The organism is Weizmannia sp. FSL W8-0676, from assembly GCF_038593015.1.
Lineage (GTDB): Bacteria > Bacillota > Bacilli > Bacillales > Bacillaceae_C > Weizmannia > Weizmannia coagulans.
This window is the reverse complement of record NZ_CP151954.1, coordinates 2068950-2092317: the sequence shown is the minus strand read 5'-3', so window position 1 is coordinate 2092317 and position 23368 is coordinate 2068950. Positions and strand designations below refer to the sequence as shown.

Annotated in this window: 18 protein-coding genes and 1 pseudogene; 15 read left to right on the top strand and 4 right to left on the bottom strand. The window is 49.5% G+C overall.

The genetic code is table 11. The features are described 5' to 3' along the window. Nucleotides 1-8: 8 nt before the first annotated feature. Nucleotides 9-245 (bottom strand): annotated as a pseudogene (locus tag NST20_RS10320) (YtpI family protein); the annotation flags it as partial. Between the two features lie 142 nt (nucleotides 246-387). On the opposite strand from NST20_RS10320, the gene NST20_RS10315 reads away from it, so the two are divergent. Next, entirely contained in the window at nucleotides 388-1326 is a 939-nt protein-coding gene (locus NST20_RS10315; protein ID WP_265115006.1) for a bifunctional oligoribonuclease/PAP phosphatase NrnA, read from the top strand. A gap of 42 nt (nucleotides 1327-1368) precedes the next feature. Here NST20_RS10315 and ytrI read toward each other — a convergent pair whose 3' ends face one another. Then, complete coding sequence (gene ytrI / locus NST20_RS10310; protein WP_017554745.1) at nucleotides 1369-1875, bottom strand: sporulation membrane protein YtrI; 507 nt, start codon at nucleotides 1873-1875, stop codon at nucleotides 1369-1371. Beyond that, the gene (locus tag NST20_RS10305) at nucleotides 1872-2204 is read right to left on the bottom strand and encodes a YtrH family sporulation protein (RefSeq protein ID WP_013859924.1); all 333 of its coding nucleotides are present in this window, start codon (nucleotides 2202-2204) and stop codon (nucleotides 1872-1874) included. Before NST20_RS10305 ends, ytrI begins: the two co-directional genes overlap by 4 nt. Before the next feature lie 146 nt (nucleotides 2205-2350). Here NST20_RS10305 and dnaE point away from each other — a divergent pair, with 146 nt between their 5' ends. From dnaE to pyk, 6 genes are all read left to right on the top strand, one after another. Continuing rightward, a complete protein-coding gene (dnaE, locus tag NST20_RS10300; RefSeq protein ID WP_342399397.1) occupies nucleotides 2351-5689 on the top strand; it encodes a DNA polymerase III subunit alpha in 3339 nt (1112 codons plus the stop codon). A gap of 160 nt (nucleotides 5690-5849) precedes the next feature. Continuing rightward, on the top strand, nucleotides 5850-7082 hold the full coding sequence (locus NST20_RS10295) for a malic enzyme-like NAD(P)-binding protein (RefSeq protein ID WP_342399396.1): 1233 nt from the start codon (nucleotides 5850-5852) through the stop codon (nucleotides 7080-7082). A gap of 105 nt (nucleotides 7083-7187) precedes the next feature. Then, a complete protein-coding gene (accD, locus tag NST20_RS10290; RefSeq protein WP_328193516.1) occupies nucleotides 7188-8063 on the top strand; it encodes an acetyl-CoA carboxylase, carboxyltransferase subunit beta in 876 nt (291 codons plus the stop codon). Beyond that, nucleotides 8057-9031: an acetyl-CoA carboxylase carboxyl transferase subunit alpha gene (gene accA / locus NST20_RS10285; protein WP_342399395.1), complete on the top strand. Its 975-nt coding sequence runs from the start codon at nucleotides 8057-8059 to the stop codon at nucleotides 9029-9031. The genes accD and accA overlap by 7 nt, the downstream gene beginning before the upstream one ends. A 420-nt stretch (nucleotides 9032-9451) precedes the next feature. Further along, the gene (gene pfkA, locus NST20_RS10280; protein ID WP_019720737.1) at nucleotides 9452-10414 is read left to right on the top strand and encodes a 6-phosphofructokinase; all 963 of its coding nucleotides are present in this window, start codon (nucleotides 9452-9454) and stop codon (nucleotides 10412-10414) included. Between the two features lie 21 nt (nucleotides 10415-10435). Beyond that, complete coding sequence (pyk, locus tag NST20_RS10275) at nucleotides 10436-12196, top strand: pyruvate kinase (RefSeq protein WP_342399394.1); 1761 nt, start codon at nucleotides 10436-10438, stop codon at nucleotides 12194-12196. A gap of 271 nt (nucleotides 12197-12467) precedes the next feature. On the opposite strand, the gene ytvI is transcribed toward pyk, so the two are convergent. Further along, nucleotides 12468-13586, bottom strand: coding sequence for a sporulation integral membrane protein YtvI (gene ytvI / locus NST20_RS10270; RefSeq protein WP_342399393.1), 1119 nt, complete (start codon nucleotides 13584-13586; stop codon nucleotides 12468-12470). A gap of 167 nt (nucleotides 13587-13753) precedes the next feature. On the opposite strand from ytvI, the gene NST20_RS10265 reads away from it, so the two are divergent. The 8 genes from NST20_RS10265 (at nucleotide 13754) to coaE (ending at nucleotide 23249) form a co-directional block, all read left to right on the top strand. Then, nucleotides 13754-14221 carry a DUF441 domain-containing protein gene (locus tag NST20_RS10265; protein ID WP_014097750.1) on the top strand — a complete coding sequence of 156 codons (468 nt, stop codon included), beginning with the start codon at nucleotides 13754-13756 and terminating at the stop codon, nucleotides 14219-14221. A 379-nt stretch (nucleotides 14222-14600) separates the two neighbouring features. After that, complete coding sequence (gene citZ / locus NST20_RS10260) at nucleotides 14601-15716, top strand: citrate synthase (protein ID WP_328014089.1); 1116 nt, start codon at nucleotides 14601-14603, stop codon at nucleotides 15714-15716. A gap of 196 nt (nucleotides 15717-15912) precedes the next feature. Next, a complete protein-coding gene (icd, locus tag NST20_RS10255; RefSeq protein ID WP_013859914.1) occupies nucleotides 15913-17187 on the top strand; it encodes an NADP-dependent isocitrate dehydrogenase in 1275 nt (424 codons plus the stop codon). Between the two features lie 71 nt (nucleotides 17188-17258). Then, the gene (gene mdh / locus NST20_RS10250; RefSeq protein WP_019720742.1) at nucleotides 17259-18194 is read left to right on the top strand and encodes a malate dehydrogenase; all 936 of its coding nucleotides are present in this window, start codon (nucleotides 17259-17261) and stop codon (nucleotides 18192-18194) included. Nucleotides 18195-18388: 194 nt separating this feature from the next. Further along, on the top strand, nucleotides 18389-21055 hold the full coding sequence (gene polA / locus NST20_RS10245; protein WP_342399392.1) for a DNA polymerase I: 2667 nt from the start codon (nucleotides 18389-18391) through the stop codon (nucleotides 21053-21055). A 35-nt stretch (nucleotides 21056-21090) separates the two neighbouring features. Next, nucleotides 21091-21924, top strand: a complete 834-nt coding sequence (mutM, locus tag NST20_RS10240) for a DNA-formamidopyrimidine glycosylase (RefSeq protein ID WP_328197336.1) — start codon at nucleotides 21091-21093, stop codon at nucleotides 21922-21924. Between the two features lie 64 nt (nucleotides 21925-21988). Next, nucleotides 21989-22630, top strand: a complete 642-nt coding sequence (gene ytaF / locus NST20_RS10235) for a sporulation membrane protein YtaF (protein WP_342399391.1) — start codon at nucleotides 21989-21991, stop codon at nucleotides 22628-22630. A gap of 16 nt (nucleotides 22631-22646) precedes the next feature. Continuing rightward, complete coding sequence (gene coaE / locus NST20_RS10230) at nucleotides 22647-23249, top strand: dephospho-CoA kinase (protein WP_013859908.1); 603 nt, start codon at nucleotides 22647-22649, stop codon at nucleotides 23247-23249. The last annotated feature ends 119 nt before the right edge of the window (nucleotides 23250-23368 follow it).

Sequence of the window (23368 nt, the reverse complement as noted above, 5' to 3'; positions counted from 1 at the left end):
CACGCCTTTTACGGTGCACGCCGGGATTCGTCCCTTTCTTTCTGCATTTCGGGCTGGTAAAACCGCAGCCTTTTGAAACCGCCTGCGATATTGAAAAGCCCGAGCGCGATAAAAACGGCTGCGATGATATAAGTGGCGGCAGTGTGGAACAGAAACAATTCATTCACGCCGAACAAAAAAATAAATGAACCGAGCGCCATATTGGCTTTGGCGGAAAACACCTTTTTTTGCATCACCAAAAGGCTGCGGACGTTTTTTAGTTACGCGCTAATAGATGCGAGAATCAAAACGGCAAGGATCGGCATCGTGCAACTCCAAATCGAGTTGTCCGTATTTCCTTCTATTTTACAAAATGAAAAAAATCTTGCCAGAGAAACGGGGAGTAAGATGAAAGCAAAAATTTTACAGACGATCAGGCTTTTTGACACGATCATCATCCACCGCCATGTCCGGCCGGATCCGGATGCTTACGGATCGCAGGGGGGACTTGCGGAAATACTGAAGGCGTCTTTTCCGGATAAAAACATTTACATCGCGGGCGACGATGAACCGGCCCTCGCCTATTTGAACAGGATGGACCGGATTCCGGATGAAACGTACCGCGGGGCGCTTGTCATCGTTTGTGATACCGCCAACCGCGAACGGATCAGCGACCAGCGCTTCCATCTCGGGGAAAGGCTGATCAAAATCGACCACCACCCGAACCATGATGCTTATGGGGATATTCAATGGGTTGATGAAGACGCGTCCTCTGTCAGCGAAATGATCTATGAGTTTTACTTATCCGGGAAAGAAGAGGGGCTCAGGATGACAGATGATGCGGCAAGGCTGCTGTTTGCCGGCATTGTCGGGGATACAGGCCGGTTTTTGTATCCGAGCACGACGGAAAAAACATTTGACTATGCCGGTGAACTGATCCATTACAATTTCGACCGGACGGCGCTCTTTAACAAGATGTACGAGGTTGAACCGGAAGTCGTGAGGCTCCAAGGGTATATATACCAGAACCTGGACATTCTTGAGCACGGGGCGGCGATCGTCGTGCTGAAAAAAGAACTGATTGAAAAATTCGGCGTAACGGTGCGGGAAGCCTCCCAGCTTGTCACCACGCTCGGCGATATTAAAGGGCTTAAAGCCTGGTGCTTCTTTATCGAAGAAGAAGGCCAAATCCGCCTCCGTTTCCGTTCAAAAGGCCCTGCCATCAATGAGCTGGCCCGCAAATACGGCGGCGGCGGGCATCCGCTTGCTGCCGGGGCCACCGCGCATTCGTGGGAAACGACAGAGGCGGTAAAAAAGGAATTGATCGCGCTCTGCAAGGAAGGGTAAAAAAAAGAAGGCAGAACCGCGGGAAAGCGGATTTGCCTTCTTTCAGTCTGCCAGCTTTAAATTCAGGTGGACGCGGACAACGGAGTAAAACAAAATGTCTCGCACTTCGAAGGTATAGCGGCGGTGGTTGATTTTAATGACTTTGTTTTCGAGCATGCGGATAATCAAGTCTTTGTTCAAATAAGCGGTTTTTAAATTTTTTGCGATCAGCGGGCTTAAGTCATGTTTAATATCCTCTTCTGCTTCAAAAATGCTTTGTGAATCGTGGATATCATATTTTTCATAGTTGCTGATTTTCACGTCAATACGCTGGATGGTCAGGAGCTTTTCATTTTTTTGATTGAGCTTTTTATAGTCTTCCTGCCAGATTGCCTTTTCCTGTTGCAAATCCTGGATCGTTTTTTCCTGGCGTTCAATCATTTGCGCCTGCCTTTCCTGCATGACACCGAACATATACAGAAAAATAAGCCAGCTGATGCAACCGCCCACGATAAATCCGGCCATGAACCGCTGCCAGCCCGGTTTCCGGTAAAGCGGCGGGATTCTCATAGCACATTCTCCTGGGTAATCCATGAAATAATAAGCGCGGCCGTTTTGGCACCGCCCATGGCCGACAGAATTAAAAGCAGCTGCTTGAACAATACCATCGTCTCGCTTTCCAAAAATCCTTTTTCAAAGCTGTAAACGGTATCGAACGTCCCCCCGATGGCGGCAATGATCGCCCAGATGCGGAGGTCGCGCGCAATCTTCGAAATTTCCGTCAAAAGCGGCTCGCCGGTAATGAACGAAGCGAGTCCCCCGATCAAGGCGCCGCCGAACATTACACCGAATGCGATAAAATAGCTGTTGAAAAATGCGGGAAAAAATCCTTCGCTCAACCGAACCATCCCCATCTTTTCTTCATTACTAAACAATATATGGGACAATGCATGCCCGTATGAAATCGAACGTATCTTCTTTTTTGCTCGCGTGAAAACATGTATAATAAGAATCATGTACAGGTACGAATAGGAGGCAGTTTAACATGCGTTTTGTCCATTTACAGGTCCAAACGGCCTACAGCCTGCTGGAAAGTACGATCTCCATCCCTGAATGGGCGGCGTACGCAAAAGCGCTTCATTATGACACCCTTGCGATCACGGACCGCAATGTGATGTACGGGGCCTTCCCTTTTTACAAGGCTTGCCGCGAAAACGGCATCAAACCCGTTATCGGCATGACAGCGGATGTGATGAGCCAATTTGAACCCGGCAAAGCCTATCCGGTTGTGTTGCTTGCCAAAAACGAAACCGGCTACCGGCATTTGATGAAAATCTCAAGTGCCATCCAGACGAGGCCCGAACCCGGCATTTTCACAAAATGGCTGCGCGCCTACAGCGATGGCCTGATCGCCTTTACGCCGGGGCTTGAAGGGGAAATCGAGCAGGCGCTGTTGCGGGACGATGGACCGCGCGCAGAAGAGGTTGCGGTTTTATACCAGGAAATTTTCGGGCCGAGCTTTTATCTTGCACTTGAAAACAACGGGACAGCGCAAGCTAAGAAAGTGCTTCCCGATATGCATGCGCTGTCGGAAAAACTGGGCATCCCGGAAGTCGTTGCCGCAAATGTGAAGTACTTAAAGAAGGAAGATGCTTTTGCCCATGAAGTGTTGCGCGCGATCAAAGCCGGGGTGAAACTTACGGATGAAAACCGGCCGGGCCCGGAAAGCGGGATGTACGACTTTAAGCCGCAGCAGGAAATGGAACAGCTTTTTGCCGATTTCCCGGAAGCTTTGGCCAATACGGAAAAAATCGCAGATGCCTGCTCTTTGGAAATCAAAACGGGACAGCGGCTGCTGCCGGCGTTTCCTGTTCCGGGCGGGCAGACGGCGGATGCCTTCCTGGAAGAAGTGTGCCGCAAAGGCCTTAGCGAACGCGTGCCGAATCCGGGCGAACGGTATACAGGCCGGCTGGAGTATGAGCTGAAAATCATCCGGGAAATGCAGTTCAGCGACTATTTCCTCATTGTCTGGGATTTTATGAAATATGCCAGGGAACACGGGATTCTTACCGGGCCGGGGCGCGGTTCCGCTGCCGGCTCCCTTGTCGCATACGCGCTTTATATTACCGATGTCGACCCGGTGCAATACGGGCTTTTGTTTGAACGGTTTTTGAACCCGGAGCGCGTTTCCATGCCGGATATTGACAGCGATTTTCCGGATCACAGGCGGGACGAGATGATCCGCTATGTCGCGGAAAAATACGGCCGGCAGCATGTCGCGCAGATCATCACATTCGGCACATTTGCCGCGAAAGCCGCAGCCCGGGATGTTGCCCGGATATTCGGCCTCAGCGCAAAAGAACTTGAACAGCTGTCGCGCTTCATCCCGTCACAGCCTGGCATGACGCTTAAAAAAGCATATGAAGCATCAAGCGCCTTCCGGGAGTGGATCGGCCAGTCGGACCAGCGCCGCAAGCTTTTTGAAACGGCCCGGCTTTTGGAAGGATTGCCGCGCCATGTTTCCACCCATGCTGCCGGCGTCATTATCAGCGGTGAACCGCTTACGGGCATCATCCCGGTGCAGGAAGGGCATGACGGCATTTTTTTAACCCAGTATCCGATGAACCATCTCGAAGAAATCGGGCTTTTGAAAATGGACTTCCTCGGTTTGCGGAATTTAACCATTCTTGAGCATATCCTCGCGGGGATCGAAAAGGGGACGGGGAGAAAAATCCGCCTCCAGGATGTGCCGCTTGATGATCCGGAGACATTTCGCCTTTTTAGTACGGGCAATACGACTGGGATCTTCCAGTTCGAGTCGGACGGCATGCGGAAAGTGCTCGAGCGGCTTAAACCGACCGAATTTGAAGACATTGTCGCGGTCAATGCGCTGTACCGGCCCGGGCCGATGGAAAATATCCCGGCCTATATTGAGCGGAAACACGGGGTGAAACCGGTCGAATATCCGCATCCCGATCTTCAGCCGATTTTGGAAAAAACATACGGCGTGATTGTCTACCAGGAACAAATTATGCAGATCGCTTCAAAGATGGCGGGCTTTTCGCTCGGGGAGGCGGATTTGCTCCGCCGGGCCGTCAGCAAAAAGAAAAGGGAAATCCTGGACGAACAGCGGCTGCATTTTATAAATGGCGCGCAAAAAAAAGGATATGAGAAAAAAACGGCGAATACTATTTATGATTTTATCGTCCGTTTCGCCAATTACGGTTTTAACCGCAGCCATGCCGTCGCCTATAGCATGCTCGCTTGCCGGCTTGCTTATTTAAAAACCCATTACCCGCTCTATTTTATGGCGAGCCTTTTGACGAGCGTGATCGGCAACGAGGATAAAATTGCCCAGTATATTCGCGAAGCGCAGCAGATGGGGATCCGGGTCTTGCCGCCTTCCGTGCAGCACAGCCATTATCCGTTTACCGTGGAAAACGGCGCCATCCGCTACAGCCTTGCCGCGATAAAAGGGATCGGATACGCCTCCATCAAAGAACTGCTTAAAGAAAGAAAACGGCGCCCGTTTAAAAGCTTGTTTGATCTTGTCCTGCGGGTGAAAGGGCTGAACCGGAAAATTTTAGAGGCGTTTGCATTTTCAGGCGCGATGGATGAATTCGGAAAAGACAGGGCTGTCTTGCTTGCCAGCATCGATGTCGCCCTTGAACATGCGGACATTATGCAGCCGGATGACGGGCAGGCGGATCTGTTCTTTGAGGATGAAGCGTTCAGCATTGAACCGAATTATGTGGAAACCGAGCCGATTTCACTGATGGATAAGCTCGCATTTGAAAAGCAATATTTGGGGCTCTATCTATCCGGGCATCCGGCCGGGCAGTACCGGCCTTTTTGGGACAAGACAGGCGTGCTTGCGGTAAGCAAGCTGCATTCGGGCATGAGGAAAATCCGGTTTGGTGCCTGCATTACGGACACAAGAACGATCCGCACAAAACAAGGCAGCCTGATGGCATTTTTGCACATGAGTGACGAAACGGATGAAATAGAATGTGTCGTCTTTCCGGATATCTTTAAAAAATACAGCCCGTTATGCCAAAAAGGGTTGATTGTGGTCGTGGAAGGAAATGTCGAAAACAGGAACGGCAAAAAGCAGGTGATTGCCCGGGGGCTAAAAGATGCCGACCCGTTCATGCCTGCCGGCGCCACGTTATATTTAAAGATTCCGGCTGGAAAGGACCGCATGCTGCTTGTTCAAGTGAAGCAGGTGCTTGACGCTTTTCCGGGGGACTCGCCGGTCATTCTTCATTATGAAGAGGAACGGAAAACGATCCGGCTTCCGGAAAAAAACCGGGTCCGGGCGGAGGAAGCGTGCCTCGAAAAGCTCACGGAACTGCTTGGTGAAGGGAATGTCATATTGAAATAAGTTTTTCTCTCCAGATTAAATATGTTATATTGTTTAATAGGCTTCACAAAAAAAGAATGCGAGATCGCAGCTGCGGAATTGATTAAATATGTTATATTGTTTAATAGGCTTGTGAATAAGAAATCGCATATCGTGCGGTGAAAACGGGGGAGTGAGGTTCATGTCATTGCGGGAAGAAGCGTTACATATGCACCGCGAACACAAAGGGAAATTGGAATCCAAGTCAAAAGTCACCGTCAAAAATGCAAAGGATCTGAGCCTGGCCTATTCGCCCGGCGTGGCTGAGCCTTGCAAAATGATCTACGACAAACCGGAAACGGTCTATGAATATACGATGAAAGGCAATATGGTCGCAGTCGTAACGGACGGCACCGCCGTTCTCGGGCTTGGAAATATCGGCCCTGAAGCCGCACTCCCGGTCATGGAAGGCAAAGCAATATTGTTCAAAAGCTTTGCCGGCGTCGATGCCTTTCCCATTTGCCTTGATACGACAGATATTGATGAAATCGTGGAGACAGTGAAACGGCTGGAACCGGTTTTTGGCGGCGTGAATCTGGAGGACATCGCTGCGCCGAACTGCTTTGTCATTGAAGAAAAGCTGAAGAAGGAAATGAATATTCCTGTTTTTCACGATGACCAGCACGGGACGGCGATTGTAACGGCTGCAGGGCTCGTGAACGCTTTAAAACTCGTTGGCAAAGAAATGTCTGAAATTAAAGTGGTGGCAAGCGGCGCGGGTGCTGCCGGCATCGCGATCATCAAACTGCTTTACAACTTTGGCGTCCGCGATATTATCATGTGCGACTCCAAAGGGGCAATTTATGAAGGGCGCCCGTTCGGAATGAACAAGGTGAAATCCGAAGTGGCCAAATATACAAACCGTGACAAAGCAGCAGGCAGCCTGGCGGATGTGATCAAAGAAGCGGATGTTTTTATCGGCGTTTCCGTGGAAGGGGCGCTGACAAAAGAAATGGTGCAGTCAATGAAAAAAGATCCGATTATTTTTGCAATGGCCAATCCGAATCCGGAAATCATGCCGGTAGATGCCAAAGCGGCCGGCGCGAAAGTCATTGGCACAGGCCGCTCCGATTTTCCAAACCAGGTCAACAATGTCCTCGCCTTCCCGGGCATTTTCAGGGGGGCATTGGATGTGCGCGCCACGCATATTAATGAAAAGATGAAACAAGCCGCCGTCCACGCGATCGCCGGTTTAATTGATGAACATGAACTGAATGCGGATTATGTCATTCCGCGCCCGTTTGATCCGCGTGTTGCGCCGGCGGTTGCGGCAGCTGTTGCGAAAGCGGCGATGGAAACCGGTGTCGCCCGCATTCAGGTGGACCCGGAAGAAATCCGCGAAAAAACGAAGCAGCTTTCCGAAATTGGCAAATAAGCATCAGTTGCCGGAAGAAAAAAGCCGCCTTTTTTGCCGGTACTTCGGCAGAAAAACCGCCGGCTTGCCCGGTGTTTCCGGTGCCAGATACAGGAGGGGTAAGATTTGCTGAAAGATTTTTTTTCTAAACCGAAAAAGCGAAAATATGCGACTATCCCTTCAGACCATACAAGGCAGGAAGTTCCTGAAGGGATCATGTCAAAATGCCCGAAGTGCGGCAAAATCATGTATACAAAAGAACTGCAGAAAAATTTAAAAGTCTGCCTCCATTGCGGCTACCATTATCAAATGACCGCTTATGAAAGGGTGGAAAGCCTGCTGGATGAAGGGACGTTTGAAGAGTTCGACCGCGGCCTTGTTTCCAAAAACCCGCTTGCGTTTCCGGGTTACCTTGAAAAACTGGAAAAAGACCGCAACAAAACAAACCTGAATGAAGCGGTACTGACAGGTAAAGGCGACATTCAGGAAAGGCCGGTCGTGCTTGCTGTCATGGATGCGCAATTCCGGATGGGCAGCATGGGCTCGGTTGTCGGCGAAAAAATTACGCGCGCCATCGAAGAAGCAGACAGGCTCCATGTGCCGTTTATCATTTTCACTGCTTCAGGGGGCGCCCGCATGCAGGAAGGGATATATTCTTTAATGCAGATGGCAAAAACGAGCGCGGCGCTTCAAAGGTTCAGCCGCCACGGCGGGTTAACGGTAACCGTGATGACCTATCCGACAACAGGCGGCGTGACTGCAAGCTTTGCTTCGCTCGGGGATATCAATCTTGCGGAACCCGGCGCGTTGATCGGTTTTGCCGGTCGCCGTATTATTGAACAGACGATCCGAGAAGAACTTCCTGAAGATTTCCAGACTGCAGAATTTATTCTTCAACACGGCCAGCTCGATGCGGTTGTGAAACGCCATGACCTGAAAAAAACATTGGCAGGCATTCTGGACATCCATCAACCAACAAACGCAGGTGAATTACAATGGTGAATGAACTTGAATTTGAAAAGCCGGTCATTGAGCTGAAACGCAAAATTGCCGAGTTAAAGGAATTTACAAAACAGTCGGATGTCGATTTGTCAAGCGAGATTAAAAAACTGGAAGCAAGGCTTTCCCGGCTGGAAGAGGAAATTTACGAAAACATGGATCCATGGGACAGAATCAAAATTGCGCGTTTTCCCGAACGGCCGACATCATTGGACTATATTCAATATCTTTTTACCGATTTTCTCGAGCTTCACGGCGACCGTGTATATGGCGACGACGGGGCGGTTGTCGGCGGGATCGCAAAATTTGAGGGTCTTCCTGTCACCGTGATTGGCCAGCAGCGGGGCAAAGATACAAAAGAAAACATCCGCCGCAATTTCGGCATGCCACACCCGGAAGGCTACCGGAAAGCATTACGGCTGATGAAGCAGGCAGAAAAATTTAAACGCCCGATTATCAGCTTCATCGACACAAAAGGTGCGTATCCGGGAAAAGCAGCGGAAGAAAGGGGCATCGCTGAATCGATCGCGCGCAATTTGTTTGAAATGTCCGGGCTGTCCGTTCCGATCATCTGCCTGATTATCGGCGAAGGGGCCAGCGGCGGGGCGCTCGGCATTGGCGTCGGCGACCATATCCATGTCCTCGAAAATGCATGGTTCTCAGTGATTTCACCGGAGTCCGCCGCGGCGCTTTTATGGAAAGATGCATCGCAGGCAAAACGGGCTGTCGCCACCATGAAGATGACCGCGCCCGAGCTGAAAGAACTGGGCATTATCGATGATCTGATTCCGGAAGTAAAAGGCGGCGCACATAAAGATCCAAAAGCGCAGGCAGAGCTGATCCGCCCCGTGCTTGCCGCATCATTAAAGGAGCTGCGGGCATATGCCCCTGAAGAACTGGTGGAAAAAAGGTACGAAAAATACCGTAAAATCGGCGTGTTTTCAACGCTCGAACAGTTTGCCCGCCAGTAGCCGCAAGGATGACAGGCAACCGGCTGACTTTGTGCCGGTTGCCTCGCTTTTTACACGGTGCAATGTATACAACCCAAAATTTTTGGCGTTCTGTTTTTCCAGCTAGTCCCTTTCTTCTAAGTGGTTGGAACGTAAAAACAGATCCTGGTTTACCGGCATGGAAACCAGGAAAAGAAAAAAGAACGCCCTTTGCTGGCAAGCGGGAAGGCTGGGGAATTGGTAGCGTATTCATACTATTCCGACACAGTTTGTTCAAAAACGCACATTTTTAAAATTTTTACTTTTTCATGATTGATTGTGAACATGCTTTTAAAGTGGTATTTTAAATATATTCGAAGGCAGACTTGGCGATACTATAGTTACTTTGCTTGATTGAAATACCGGCCTGCCATGAGAATTACATATACAGAGGTGAAGCATATGAAGCGAATTGGAGTATTGACAAGCGGCGGCGATGCACCGGGGATGAATGCGGCGGTCCGCGCGATTGCCCGTAAAGGGATTTATCACGGCCTGGAAGTTTACGGCATTCGCCAAGGTTATAACGGATTGATTCAAGGAAACATCCAAAAGCTCGAAGCAGGATCTGTTGGCGATATTCTCCAGCGGGGCGGCACGGTTTTGCAGTCGGCAAGAAGCGAAGAATTCAAAACGCCGGAAGGGCAGCAAAAAGCGATCAGGCAGCTGAAAGACCATGGCATTGAAGCGCTCGTTGTGATCGGCGGCGACGGTTCCTACCAAGGGGCCAAAAAGTTGACGGAACAGGGCTTTAACTGCATTGGTGTGCCAGGGACAATCGATAACGACATCCCGGGGACGGATTTTACAATCGGTTTTGATACGGCATTGAACACAGTGCTTGATGCGATTGATAAAATTCGCGACACCGCTTCTTCCCACGAACGCACCTTTATTATTGAAGTCATGGGCAGAAATGCCGGGGATATCGCGCTCTGGTCCGGCTTGGCCGGCGGAGCCGAATCGATTATTATTCCGGAAGAAAAATTTGACTTAAAAGATGTCGTGGAGCGTCTTGAACAGGGGAGAAAACGCGGCAAACGCCACAGCATCATCATTGTCGCGGAAGGCGTGATGAGCGGCAACGAGTTTGCTGAACAATTGAAAAAAACCGGTGTGATCGGCGATACCCGCGTTTCTGTTCTCGGCCATATCCAGCGCGGCGGTTCTCCGACGGCATTTGACCGCGTGCTTGCAAGCCGCCTCGGCGCAAGGGCTGTTGAACTGCTGCTTGAAGGAAAAGGGGGCCGCGCTGTCGGCATTCAAAATAACCAGCTGGTTGACCACGATATCCTTGAGATTCTCGGAAAACCGCACGCCGTTAATAAAAACATGTACAAGCTGTCGAAAGAATTGTCGATCTAACGTTTCTTAGGAGGAAATAAAATGAAAAAAACCAAAATTGTATGTACAATCGGGCCTGCCAGTGAAAGTGTGGAAATGCTTGAAAGATTAATGGCAAACGGGATGGATGTTTGCCGCCTGAACTTCTCGCACGGCAGCCATGAGGAACATCTTGCCCGGATTAAAAATATCCGTGAAGCTGCAAAAAACCAAAACAAAACGATCGGGCTTCTGCTCGATACAAAGGGCCCGGAAATCCGCACCCATGATATGAAAGACGGCGGATTCGAGCTCGTTGAAGGCATGACACCGGTCATTTCAATGACAGAAGTGCTCGGGACACCGGAAAAATTTTCGGTCACATATGAAGGGCTGATTGATGATGTGCACGTTGGCTCTAAAATTTTACTTGATGACGGTTTGATTGAACTGGAAGTGACGGGCATCGATAAAAACGCCGGTGAAATCTCTACAAAAGTGCTGAACCGCGGCGTTTTGAAAAACAAAAAAGGTGTTAACGTCCCGGGTGTTTCCGTGAACCTTCCGGGCATCACCGAAAAAGACGTGAGCGATATCCTGTTCGGGCTTGAACAAGGCATTGACTTCATTGCGGCTTCGTTTGTACGCCGGCCGTCCGACGTTTTGGAAATCCGCCAGCTCCTTGAAGAACACGATGCTTTGCATGTGAAAATTTTCCCTAAAATTGAAAACCAGGAAGGCGTCGACAATATCGATGAAATCCTTGCGGTATCAGACGGCTTAATGGTTGCCCGCGGCGACCTCGGCGTTGAAATTCCGACCGAAGCGGTGCCGCTCGTGCAAAAAGAACTGATCAGAAAATGTAATACGCTCGGCAAACCGGTGATTACCGCAACGCAAATGCTTGATTCGATGCAACGCAACCCGCGCCCGACCCGCGCGGAAGCAAGCGACGTGGCCAACGCCATTTTTGACGGCACGGATGCGATCATGCTTTCCGGCGAAACGGCAGCCGGGAAATATCCTGCTGAAGCGGTTAAGACGATGTACAATATTGCGGTTCATGTGGAAAAAGCAATTAACCACCGCGATATTCTGAACAAGCGCAGCAAGAGCACAGACCATAATATGACAGACGCTATCTGCCAGTCCGTTGCCCATACGGCTTTAAATCTTGATGTGAATGCCATTATTGCGCCGACTGAAAGCGGCTATACGGCACGCATGATCTCCAAATACCGCCCGGCGGCTCCAATCATTGCTGTCACGAGCGATCCGAAAGTACAACGCGGCTTAACTGTTGTGTCCGGCGTATACCCACAATTGGGCACAAAGGCAAACAATACGGATGAAATGCTTGAAATTGCAGTGGAGGAAGCGTTGAAATCCGAAATCGTCCATCACGGCGACCTTGTGATCATTACAGCAGGCGTCCCGGTTGGTGGGAAAGGCACCACCAACCTGATGAAAGTGCACCTGATCGGTGATATATTGGCAAAAGGCCAGGGAATCGGCAGAAAATCGGCATTCGGCCCGGTCATCGTTGCTGAAAGCCCTGAAGAAGCAAACGCAAAGGCAACAGAAGGTTGTGTGCTCGTCACGAGAACGACCGACAAAGAAATCATGCCGGCCATTGAAAAATGCGCCGCGCTGATTACGGAAGAAGGCGGCTTGACAAGCCATGCTGCAGTTGTTGGCATCAATGTCGGCATTCCGGTCATTGTTGGCGTTGAAAAAGCCGTTTCCATTTTTGAAGACGGGCAGGAAGTTACGGTAGATGCGGCAACCGGCTCGGTTTACAACGGCCATGCGACTGTATTGTAAGTAGGGTTTGCTGAATAAGCAAAATTCCTAGATTTGGCAAGGTTGCTGACAGCTTTGGCAACCATCTAAATGCTAGGGTTTTACAACAAATCCAGTGAAAAGCTTGCACTCGAAAGCCGATTTAACGTATGGAGAAGATAAAGCCACCCATTTTCGCAAAAGAATTCTTCTATATGTTGAGACAAGCTTGCAGACAAACTCAGAATCGGCTTCGTTCAGCAAGCCCTAAGTAAACTAAAAAAAGCGCAGAGGCATCCGGCCTCTGCGCTTTTTATATTGCTTTTTTGCCCATAATATAGTTCCAAATGTCATGGAACACATGGGCACGGATCAATGCGGTCAGCAACACGAGCGTAATCGGCCCGAGAATCAGGCCGAGAAACCCGACTGTTTTAAATCCGATAAACAGGGCAATCAGCGTCGCGAGCGGATTCATTCCGATGCTGGACGATAAAATTTTTGGCTCCATAATCTGCCTTTGCACGATCACGACAATGTAAAGGACGGTTAGCCCGATCGCAAGCGGCAGGCTGCCGGTAATGAATTCGTAAATGATCCACGGGACAAACACAACGCCCGTTCCCAAATACGGAAGAATATCGACAATACCGCAAACAAGGGCGATCGTAATCGCGTAATTCACACGCAAAATCAAAAGCCCGATCAGCACAATGACAAGTGTCATGGAAATCAATGTCAATTCAGCGCGGATAAAACCGAACAGCGCATTGCGCAGGTCGGCAAACACGGTGATCCCGCTTTTTCTTGCTTTTTTCGGCAGCAACAGCTTTCCTTTGCCTGTCAAATGGTTCCAGTCTTTGCTGATGAAAAATGTTGCAAGCAGGGCAAAAATCAGCACGGTTGCCGCATTTGGAATCCAGGAAACAAGCCCCGGCAGTTTTTTAAACAGCCCGGACAGGAAATCGCCTGCTGAAGAAGCGATCTTTTGCCCGGCTGCCTGGATGTTTTGCACGATCGTTTCCTGCTGGCCCGCATCGAGATTTTTAAAGAGGCCCGCCAGCTTGTCGTACAGCGGCAAAACTTGTGCGGTGACAAGCGATTCCAAATAATTGACAAGCGTCTGGACATGCTCCGGCAAAACGTCAGCAAGGTAATTCGCCCCCGTTACGATCTCGGCAACAAGCAGCGTAATGATGCCGACAAAGACGCCAATGATCAAAATCAGGGATATCAAAACAGCAAGCGCCCGCGGAAGCCTCACCTTTTTGTTCAGAAAATTGACGAGCGGGTTGATCATAAGCGCGATCAACAGCGCAATAATAAACGGGTAGGCGTATTTTACAGCCAGATAGACTGCAAAAAAGCCAACCAGGATACAAAGTGCAACAAAAAGGCCCCGCAGCGCGCGGTGTATGTAAACGGAATTCAAGTTTGACCCTCCTGTATTCGTTAATATGTTATTATTTTACACGGCGGGGCGTGTAAAACAAAGAAAAAGCCGTTTTTTTTTGATAGATTTTCTATTTCCATCTTTGCCAAAAATTCAGAAAAAATACCCGGCGCCATAAGATTTTCAGCATGAAAGAAGGGATATATATGTACCAGCCGTATTTGTTTTTGCTGCTGCTTTTAGCGATAGGATTTGCGGCAAAAAACCAATCGTTAATCATTTCAGTTATTGTGCTACTTGTCTTGAAAGTGGCAGGGCTGGATGCAAAAATTTTTTCAACCGTCCAGTCGAAAGGGATCAACTGGGGCGTCACCATTATTACGATTGCCGTCCTTGTGCCGATTGCAACCGGGCAGATCGGCTTTAAAGATTTGTATGAATCACTCAAATCGCCGTATGCATGGATTGCCCTTGCATCCGGCATCATTGTCGCGCTTCTGGCCAAAAACGGCATCACCCTGCTTGCGAGCGACCCGCAAATTACGACGGCGCTCGTGCTTGGCACCATTCTCGCCGTTTCTTTGTTTAAAGGGGTTGCGGTCGGGCCGCTGATCGGCGCCGGCATTGCCTGGATGGCCATGAAAATTGTCGAATGGGTGACAAACAGTTTTTAGCCGGGAGAAATTTGCAGGTCATATAAAAACCGTTGAAAAAAAGACTTTTCAACGGTTTTTCTCCTGTTGGCCACAGAAAGGCGCATGCTAAAATCAAAATGATTGCCAGCACGGCTGCGAAAGCGCTATACTGAAAGAAGAAATTTGGCTTTTTTCTGTACCAATGTGTTTGAAAATTGTTTATAATGATTTATGTAAGCGGGCACATGTACGTCAAAAAATAGACAAATATAATTATTATATTATAATAGAGTATGTGATCGCTTGCATATTGCCGGCCGGCAACCGTTATTTATTCCGCAGAAGAATATATGCCCCGAAATCAACTTATTTACGTTTGAGATGGGGGAAACAACCTTAAGGAGAAGGAGAGATAAGCATGACAGCAACAAGAGGTCTGGAAGGGGTCGTTGCAAGTGAAACTTCAATCAGCTCAATCATCGATGACACGCTTACATATGTCGGCTACGGCATTGATGATTTAGCGGAAAAAGCCAGTTTTGAAGAAGTCATCTACCTGTTGTGGCATTTAAAACTGCCGACAAAATCCGAACTGGAAACATTTAAGCAGGAACTGGCGGATCATATGGATTTGCCGAATGAAATTTTGGATAGCTTTAAAACCTACCCGATCGGGAAAGCGCACCCGATGGCCGCGCTCCGCACCGCTGTTTCCGCACTTGCGCTGTACGATGATGAAGCAGATGCAATGGACCGGGAAGCAAACTTGCGCAAAGCCATCCGGCTGCAGGCAAAAATACCGGCAATTGTTGCCGCTTTCGCAAGAGTCAGGAAAGGCCTGGAACCTGTCGCGCCGCGCAGAGATCTCGGTTTTGCCGCAAACTTCCTGTACATGTTAAAAGGAAAGGAACCGGAACCGATTGAAGTGGAGGCCTTTAATAAAGCGCTTGTGCTGCATGCGGACCATGAACTGAACGCATCCACTTTTACTGCACGCGTTTGTGTTGCGACGCTTTCCGACATCTATTCCGGCGTTACCGCTGCAATCGGCGCATTGAAAGGCCCGCTCCACGGGGGCGCAAATGAGCAGGTCATGAAAATGCTCACGGAAATCGGTTCGGTCGATAAAGTGGAAGATTACCTGCATGAAAAATTCATGAAAAAAGAAAAAATCATGGGTTTTGGCCACCGCGTTTACAGAAAAGGCGATCCGCGCGCAAAACACCTGAAAAAAATGTCGGAAAAATTGACAGAGCTGACCGGACAGCGTAAATATTATGATATGTCGGTAAAAATTGAGCAAATTGTCACGAGCGAAAAAGGCATTCCTGCCAATGTGGACTTTTATTCCGCATCTGTCTACCATTGCCTTGGCATCGACCATGACCTGTTCACGCCGATTTTTGCCGTCAGCCGCATTTCCGGATGGATTGCCCATATTCTGGAACAATACGCCAACAACCGGATTATCCGCCCGCGCGCGGAATATATCGGCCCAGGCATGCGCCAGTACGTTCCGCTCGAAGACCGGTAACGCAAACCTAGGCGGGGAATCCCGGCTGAAATTTTTCGCGATTTTTTAAAACGCCCGCCCGTGCCTTTCAATCTTTCGGGGACGGGCAAGCGTGCGCTTTTTGGAGAAGGACCGGCCTGTGGCCATTTTACGGGGCCGGTTCATTCCGTGTACACCACAAGTATAAACTGATATTGGGACTGGAGGAGATTTTGAAATGGCACAAGGAGAAAAGATCACCGTAGAAAACGGCGTATTAAACACACCGAATCACCCGATTATTCCATTTATCGAAGGGGACGGCACAGGCCCTGATATTTGGGCGGCTGCACAGCGCGTATTGGATGCGGCTGTTGAAAAGGCCTATAAAGGCGAAAAGAAAATTGTCTGGAAAGAAGTCTATGCAGGGGAAAAAGCATTCAATAAAACAGGGGAATGGCTGCCGCAGGAAACGCTTGACACGATCCGCGAATATTTCATTGCCATTAAAGGGCCATTAACCACTCCGGTCGGCGGCGGGATCCGTTCGCTGAATGTTGCGCTGCGCCAGGAACTCGACTTATTCGTCTGCCTGCGCCCTGTCCGTTATTTTGATGGCGTCCCTTCCCCGGTCAAACGCCCGCAGGATACCGATATGGTCATTTTCCGCGAAAACACGGAAGACATTTATGCCGGCATTGAATATAAAGAAGGTTCGCCGGAAGTGAAAAAAGTCATTTCGTTTTTGCAAAATGAAATGGGCGTAAAAAAGATCCGCTTCCCGGAAACTTCCGGCATCGGCATCAAACCGGTATCGAAGGAAGGCACGGAACGGCTGGTGCGCGCCGCAATTAACTATGCGATCAAAGAAGGACGCAAATCCGTTACGCTCGTACATAAAGGCAATATCATGAAATTTACGGAAGGCGCGTTTAAAAACTGGGGTTACGAACTGGCGGAAAGGGAATTCGGCGATAAAGTCTTCACCTGGTCCGAATACGACCGCATTAAAGAAGAAAAAGGCGCGGATGCTGCCAACCAGGCGCAGAAGGAAGCAGAAGCAAACGGCAAGATCATCATCAAAGATGCGATTGCCGATATTTTCCTGCAGCAAATTTTGACCCGCCCGCGCGAATTTGACGTCGTGGCAACGATGAACTTAAACGGCGACTACATTTCGGATGCGCTCGCCGCACAAGTCGGCGGCATCGGGATTGCCCCTGGCGCGAACATCAACTACGAAACCGGCCATGCCATTTTCGAAGCGACGCACGGAACGGCGCCGAAATATGCCGGCTTGGATAAAGTGAACCCTTCATCTGTTATTTTGTCGGGTGTTTTGATGCTCGAACATCTGGGCTGGAATGAAGCGGCAAAATTGATTACCGGTTCGATGGAAAAAACGATCGCTTCCAAAGTTGTCACATACGACTTTGCCCGCCTGATGGATGGCGCGAGGGAAGTCAAATGCTCTGAATTCGGCGATGAACTGATCAAAAACATGGCGGAATAACGGACAAATGATTTACGGCAAGCCGGCTGCCTTTTTACAGCCGGCTGACATTTAAACAAAGGGGGCTCGTCATGCTGAAAAGGAAAAAAATATCGGTTATTGGCGGCGGTTTTACAGGGGCGACAACAGCATTTCTGATTGCCCAAAAAGAACTGGGGGATGTGGTGCTCGTTGACATCCCGCAATTGGAAAATCCGGTAAAGGGGAAAGCCTTGGACATGTTTGAAGCATCCCCGGTACAGGGGTTTGATGCCAGGATCACCGGCACGTCGGATTATGCAGGCACAAAGGATTCCGATATCGTCGTCATCACCGCGGGCGTTGCGCGCAAACCGGGGATGAGCCGGGATGACCTCGTCCAGACAAACCAAAGGATCATGGAAAACGTGACAAAGGAAATTGTAAAATACTCGCCAAATGCCGTGCTGATTGTACTGACGAATCCGGTTGATGCGATGACTTACACCGTTTTTCAAACATCCGGTTTTCCGAAAAACCGTGTAATCGGCCAGTCGGGTGTCCTCGACACGGCAAGATTCCGCGCTTTCGTCGCAGAGGAACTGGACGTCTCCGTCAAAGACGTTACCGGTTTTGTGCTCGGCGGCCATGGCGATGAGATGGTGCCGCTCGTCCGCTATTCTTACGCAGGCGGCATTCCGCTTGAAACATTGATTCCAAAAGAGCGCCTTGATAAAATTGTGGAACGGACAAGAAAAGGCGGCGGGGAAATCGTGAACCTGCTTGGCAACGGCAGTGCTTATTATGCGCCGGCATCGGCATTAACGGAAATGGTAGAAGCCATTGCCAAAGACCAGCGCCGCATCCTGCCCGCCGTTGCTTATCTCGAAGGCGAATACGGCTATAACGGCATTTATCTCGGCATTCCGGTCATTTTGGGCGGCAACGGCCTTGAAAAAATCATCGAACTCGATTTGACACCGGAAGAAAAAGCAGCGCTTGACAAATCCGCCGCTTCCGTCCGGAAAGTCATGGATGCACTCGTATAAACAGAAAAATTCTGCTCCAAATCCGCACGAAGGGTTTGGGGCTTTTTTTCGTGCCTGCTCCTTTAAAACCTGCCGGAAAAAGCGATGATCGCGCCTTTTCCGGCGGCAACAGAGCGGCAATATTTCGTTTCTTTTTTTAAAAAGCGCCGCGATTTTTCCTTTGCGCCGAATCATGGTAAAATGGGGAAAGGAATATGAACGGATATTCTCCATTTTTCCGGGAGGTTTTGGTTTTGAAAAAATTGATTTTAATTGATGGAAACAGCATTGCCTACAGAGCGTTTTTTGCTTTGCCGCTTTTAAACAATGACAAAGGCATACATACAAATGCGGTGTACGGCTTTACGATGATGCTTACCAAAATATTGGAAGAAGAAAAGCCGACGCATATTTTGGTGGCGTTTGATGCCGGCAAAACGACCTTCCGCCACGAAACATACAGCGAATACAAAGGAACGCGCCAAAAAACCCCGCCGGAACTGTCCGAGCAGTTCCCGCTGATCCGGGAACTGCTCGATGCCCACGGGATTGAACGGTATGAACTGGAAAATTACGAAGCGGATGACATTATCGGCACCCTGTCGAAAAAAGCGGAAGAAGAAGGGTTTACTGTTAAAGTCATTTCCGGCGACAAAGATATGACGCAACTAGTCTCGCCGAAAACAACGGTCATGATTACACGTAAAGGGATCACCGATATGGAAGCCTACACGCCGGCGCATGTCGAGGAAAAATACGGGTTAAAGCCGCACCAGATCATCGACATGAAAGGGCTGATGGGTGATTCATCCGATAACATTCCCGGCGTGCCGGGGATCGGGGAAAAAACAGCCATTAAGCTGTTAAAACAGTTCCCGACGGTGGAAGAGCTGCTTAGCCATATCGGGGAAGTATCTGGAAAAAAACTGCAGGAAAAATTGGAGGCGCACAAAGAACAGGCGCTGATGAGCAAAGAACTCGCCACCATCCACCGCGACATTCCACTTTCGATTTCCATTGAACAGGCGGCATACAGGCACGCCGACCCGGAAAAATTGCGGCATTTGTACCAGGAATTGGGCTTTAAATCGATGCTTGAAAAAATGGGCGGGGGCGCCCGGACGGAAGAAAAACCGGCACTGGAAGCTATTTCTTTTTCAATCGCCGAAGACATTACGGACAACTTGTTTGCGGATGTCTCTTCTTTTTATGTGGAGATCCTCGATGAAAATTACCATACGGGCGAGATCATCGGGTTCGGTTTAAAAAACGAAAAAGGGCTCTTTTTCCTCCGGGCGGAAGACGCACTTGCTTCCGAAGCGTTCAAAAAATGGGTGGAAGATGAAAGCAAAATCAAGCACGTCTATGATGCAAAACGTTCGATTGTCGCTTTGAGGCGGTACGGCATGGAACTGCGCGGGACCAGATTTGACCTGCTGCTCGTTTCTTATCTTTTGAATCCTTCCGATACGGTCGAAGATTTTGCTTCGGTGGCAAAAACGCATGATTATGGGAATGTGGAAACCGATGAGGCCGTCTACGGAAAAGGCGCGAAACGGAAGCTGCCCGGGGAAAAACGGTATGCCGAGCATATTTCCCGGAAAGCGGAAGCGATTGATGCCCTTTGCGAACCTTGCACAAAAGCGCTCAAAGACAACGGCCAGCTTGAACTGTTTGAACAACTCGAGCTCCCGCTGTCCCTTATTCTGGCGGATATGGAATACATCGGCGTGAAAGTCGATACGGACCGTTTAAAAGAAATGGGTGAAGAATTTAAACTCCGGCTCCATGAGATTGAGCAGCGGATTTACAGTATGGCCGGCACTGAATTCAATATCAATTCGCCGAAGCAGCTTGGCACCATTCTTTTTGAAAAAATGGGGCTGCCGGTCATTAAAAAAACAAAAACGGGATACTCCACGTCTGCCGATGTGCTGGAAAAATTGGAACCTGCCCACGAAATCGTCAGGGAAATCCTTCATTACCGGCAGCTTGGGAAATTGCAGTCCACCTATATTGAGGGGCTTTTAAAAGTGGTCCACCGGGATGGCAAAGTCCATACGCGTTTTAACCAGGCTTTGACGCAAACCGGCCGCCTCAGCTCGACGGATCCGAATTTGCAAAATATCCCGATCCGAATGGAAGAAGGCCGGAAAATCCGCCAGGCGTTTGTCCCGTCGGAAGAAGGCTGGCTCATTTTTTCGTCGGATTACTCGCAGGTAGAGTTGCGGGTGCTCGCCCATATTTCCGGCGATGAAAAGCTGATTGAAGCGTTCCGCGAAGGCATGGATATCCACACAAAAACGGCGATGGAAGTTTTCCATGTAAAAGCGGAAGAAGTAACGCCTGAGATGCGGCGCCAGGCAAAAGCGGTCAACTTCGGGATCGTATACGGCATCAGCGACTACGGGCTTTCGCAAAATCTCGGCATTACCCGCAAGGAAGCCGGCGAATTTATCAAGCGGTATTTTGCATCCTACCCGCGCGTCAAGGAATATATGGATGAAACTGTCAGGGAAGCCAAGCAAAAAGGCTATGTCTCCACCCTTTTAAAGCGGCGGCGTTACTTGCCGGAAATTTCAAGCCGGAATTTCAACTTGCGCAGTTTTGCTGAAAGGACGGCCATGAATACCCCGATCCAGGGAAGCGCAGCCGATATAATTAAAAAAGCGATGATCGATATGGCAAAAAGGCTGAAAAAAGAAAAGCTGCGGGCGCGGCTATTGCTGCAGGTCCATGACGAGCTGATTTTTGAAGCGCCGGAAGAAGAAATTGAAGTGCTGAAAGAAATTGTGCCGGAAGTGATGGAGCATGCCGTAGATCTCGCTGTTCCCCTGAAAGTGGATTCCGCATACGGGCCGACCTGGTTTGATGCAAAATAGCTGCAGGCAACAAAGAAAGAAAAGAGGAAAAAGCAATGCCGGAATTACCGGAAGTGGAAACGATACGAAGAACGCTGGCACAGCTCGTTGCCGGCGAAACGATTGAAAGCGTAACGGTGCTTTTGCCGAAAATGGTCAAAAAGCCGCTTAACACAGAGGCGTTTGTCGATGCCCTGGCCGGTGAAACGATCCGTTCGCTCGGGCGGCGCGGCAAATTTCTCATTTTTTACACGGACCATTATGCACTTGTCTCCCATTTGCGCATGGAAGGGCGGTACCGGGTTTATGGCCAAAATGAGCCGGTTGAAAAGCATACGCATATGATTTTTCATTTTCAATCCGGGAAGGAACTAAGGTACAAAGATGTCCGCAAATTCGGGACGATGCATCTGTTTTTAAAGGGGGAGGAACTGTCCTCGCTCCCGCTTTCGAAACTCGGCCCCGAGCCGTTATCCGATGCGTTTACGGAAAAATATTTATACGGCAAATTAAAGAAAACGGAACGCAATGTCAAATCCTGTTTGCTCGATCAGACGGTCATTTCCGGGCTAGGGAATATTTATGTGGACGAAGCCTTGTTCCGCGCCCGCATCTTTCCGGAGCGGAAAGCAAAGTCGCTGACAAAAAAAGACGTGCATCTTTTACACAGCGAGATCATCCAAACGCTGCAGGAAGCCGTTGAAAAAGGCGGCAGCACGGTCCGTTCCTATGTAAATTCACAAGGGCAGATGGGCATGTTCCAGCTCGAACTGTATGTTTACGGCCGGAAAGGGGAGCCGTGCCGGAAATGTGGCACCCCGATTGAAAAGATGGTTACAGCAGGCCGCGGCACCCATTACTGCCCGAACTGCCAAAAGAAACGCAGATAACGGGATGAACATTGGTCAGGCCCCCTCCATACACTGATAGCAGCGATGCAAAACGGAAGGGGCGATGGCCGTGGGTTTCCGGCTTTCGATTTTGCTATTGGCATTGGCGGTCAGCATGGATAATTTCAGCACCGGTTTTACATACGGGCTGCGGAAGATGAAGATTCCGCTTAAGTCCCTTCTCATCATCGCCGTTTGTTCGGGGGCCTCTTTATTTCTTTCCGTGCTGTTCGGGAAGAGCCTGCTCCACTGGATTCGCCCGGAAACGGCAAACCGGATTGGCGGCGTGATTTTAATTTTGATCGGGGGATGGGTGATGATCCAGTTTTTCCGGTCAAACGACGAAAAAGAAGAAGAACCCGGGGAAAAAGTCGTGCTCAACTTTGAAATCCGCTTTTTGGGCGTCGTCATCCATATTTTGAAAAAACCGATGAGCGCGGATTTTGACCGTTCCGGGGCCATTACCGGAATCGAAGCGGTCATGCTCGGGATTGCGCTCTCGCTCGATGCATTTGGCGCCGGGATCGGTGCGGGCATCATGGGCTATTCCCCGTTTCTGCTCAGTTTCCTTGTTGCCGGCATGAGCTTTTTGCTTGTCTCTTCCGGCATCCGGCTCGGCATGCTGTTTTCCCGGCTGCAATGGATCCGGAAAATTTCCTTTATACCAGGTGTTCTCCTCATTTTGATCGGTATATGCAAGTTTTAACAAGGCAGGTGGGAATATGGCAAAGATTATCGGCTTAACAGGCGGGATTGCAAGCGGCAAAAGCACGGTGTCCAAGATGCTGAAAGCAAAAGGGTTTACGATTGTCGATGCGGATATTGCCGCAAGAAAAGTTGTCGAACCCGGCGAACCGGCATATGAACAAATCATTGAAGCGTTCGGCGAAGGGATTTTGCTGGAAGATCTCACGATTGACCGTAAAAAACTCGGGGCACTCATTTTTGCGGATGAAGCACTCCGGATGAAACTGAACAGTATTGTCCACCCTGCAGTCCGCGCCTGGATGACGCGGGAAAAGGACCGGGCAATTGAAAATGGGGAAAAAACCGTCTTTCTGGATATCCCGCTCCTGTTTGAAAGCCGGCTCACCTATATGGTTGAACGCACCATCCTCGTTTACGTGGATGAAGAAACGCAATTAAAGAGATTAATGGCCCGCAACGGCCTTTCAGAAAAAGAAGCGCAGATGCGGATCCGGGCGCAGATGCCGCTGAGCGAAAAAAAGGCATTGGCGGATGCGGTGATCGACAACAATGGCAGCCCGGAGGAAACAAAGCAGCAGCTTGAAAAAATCGTGTCAGATTGGCAGCTCGTTCCATGATGGGGTACATCATGGTTTTTTTTATACAAAAATAGGGAAATAACGCTACATAACTTTTAAAATATGATATACTAATTGATGAATAATGGATTAAAAGTATGTCATTTATTATTCGAAGG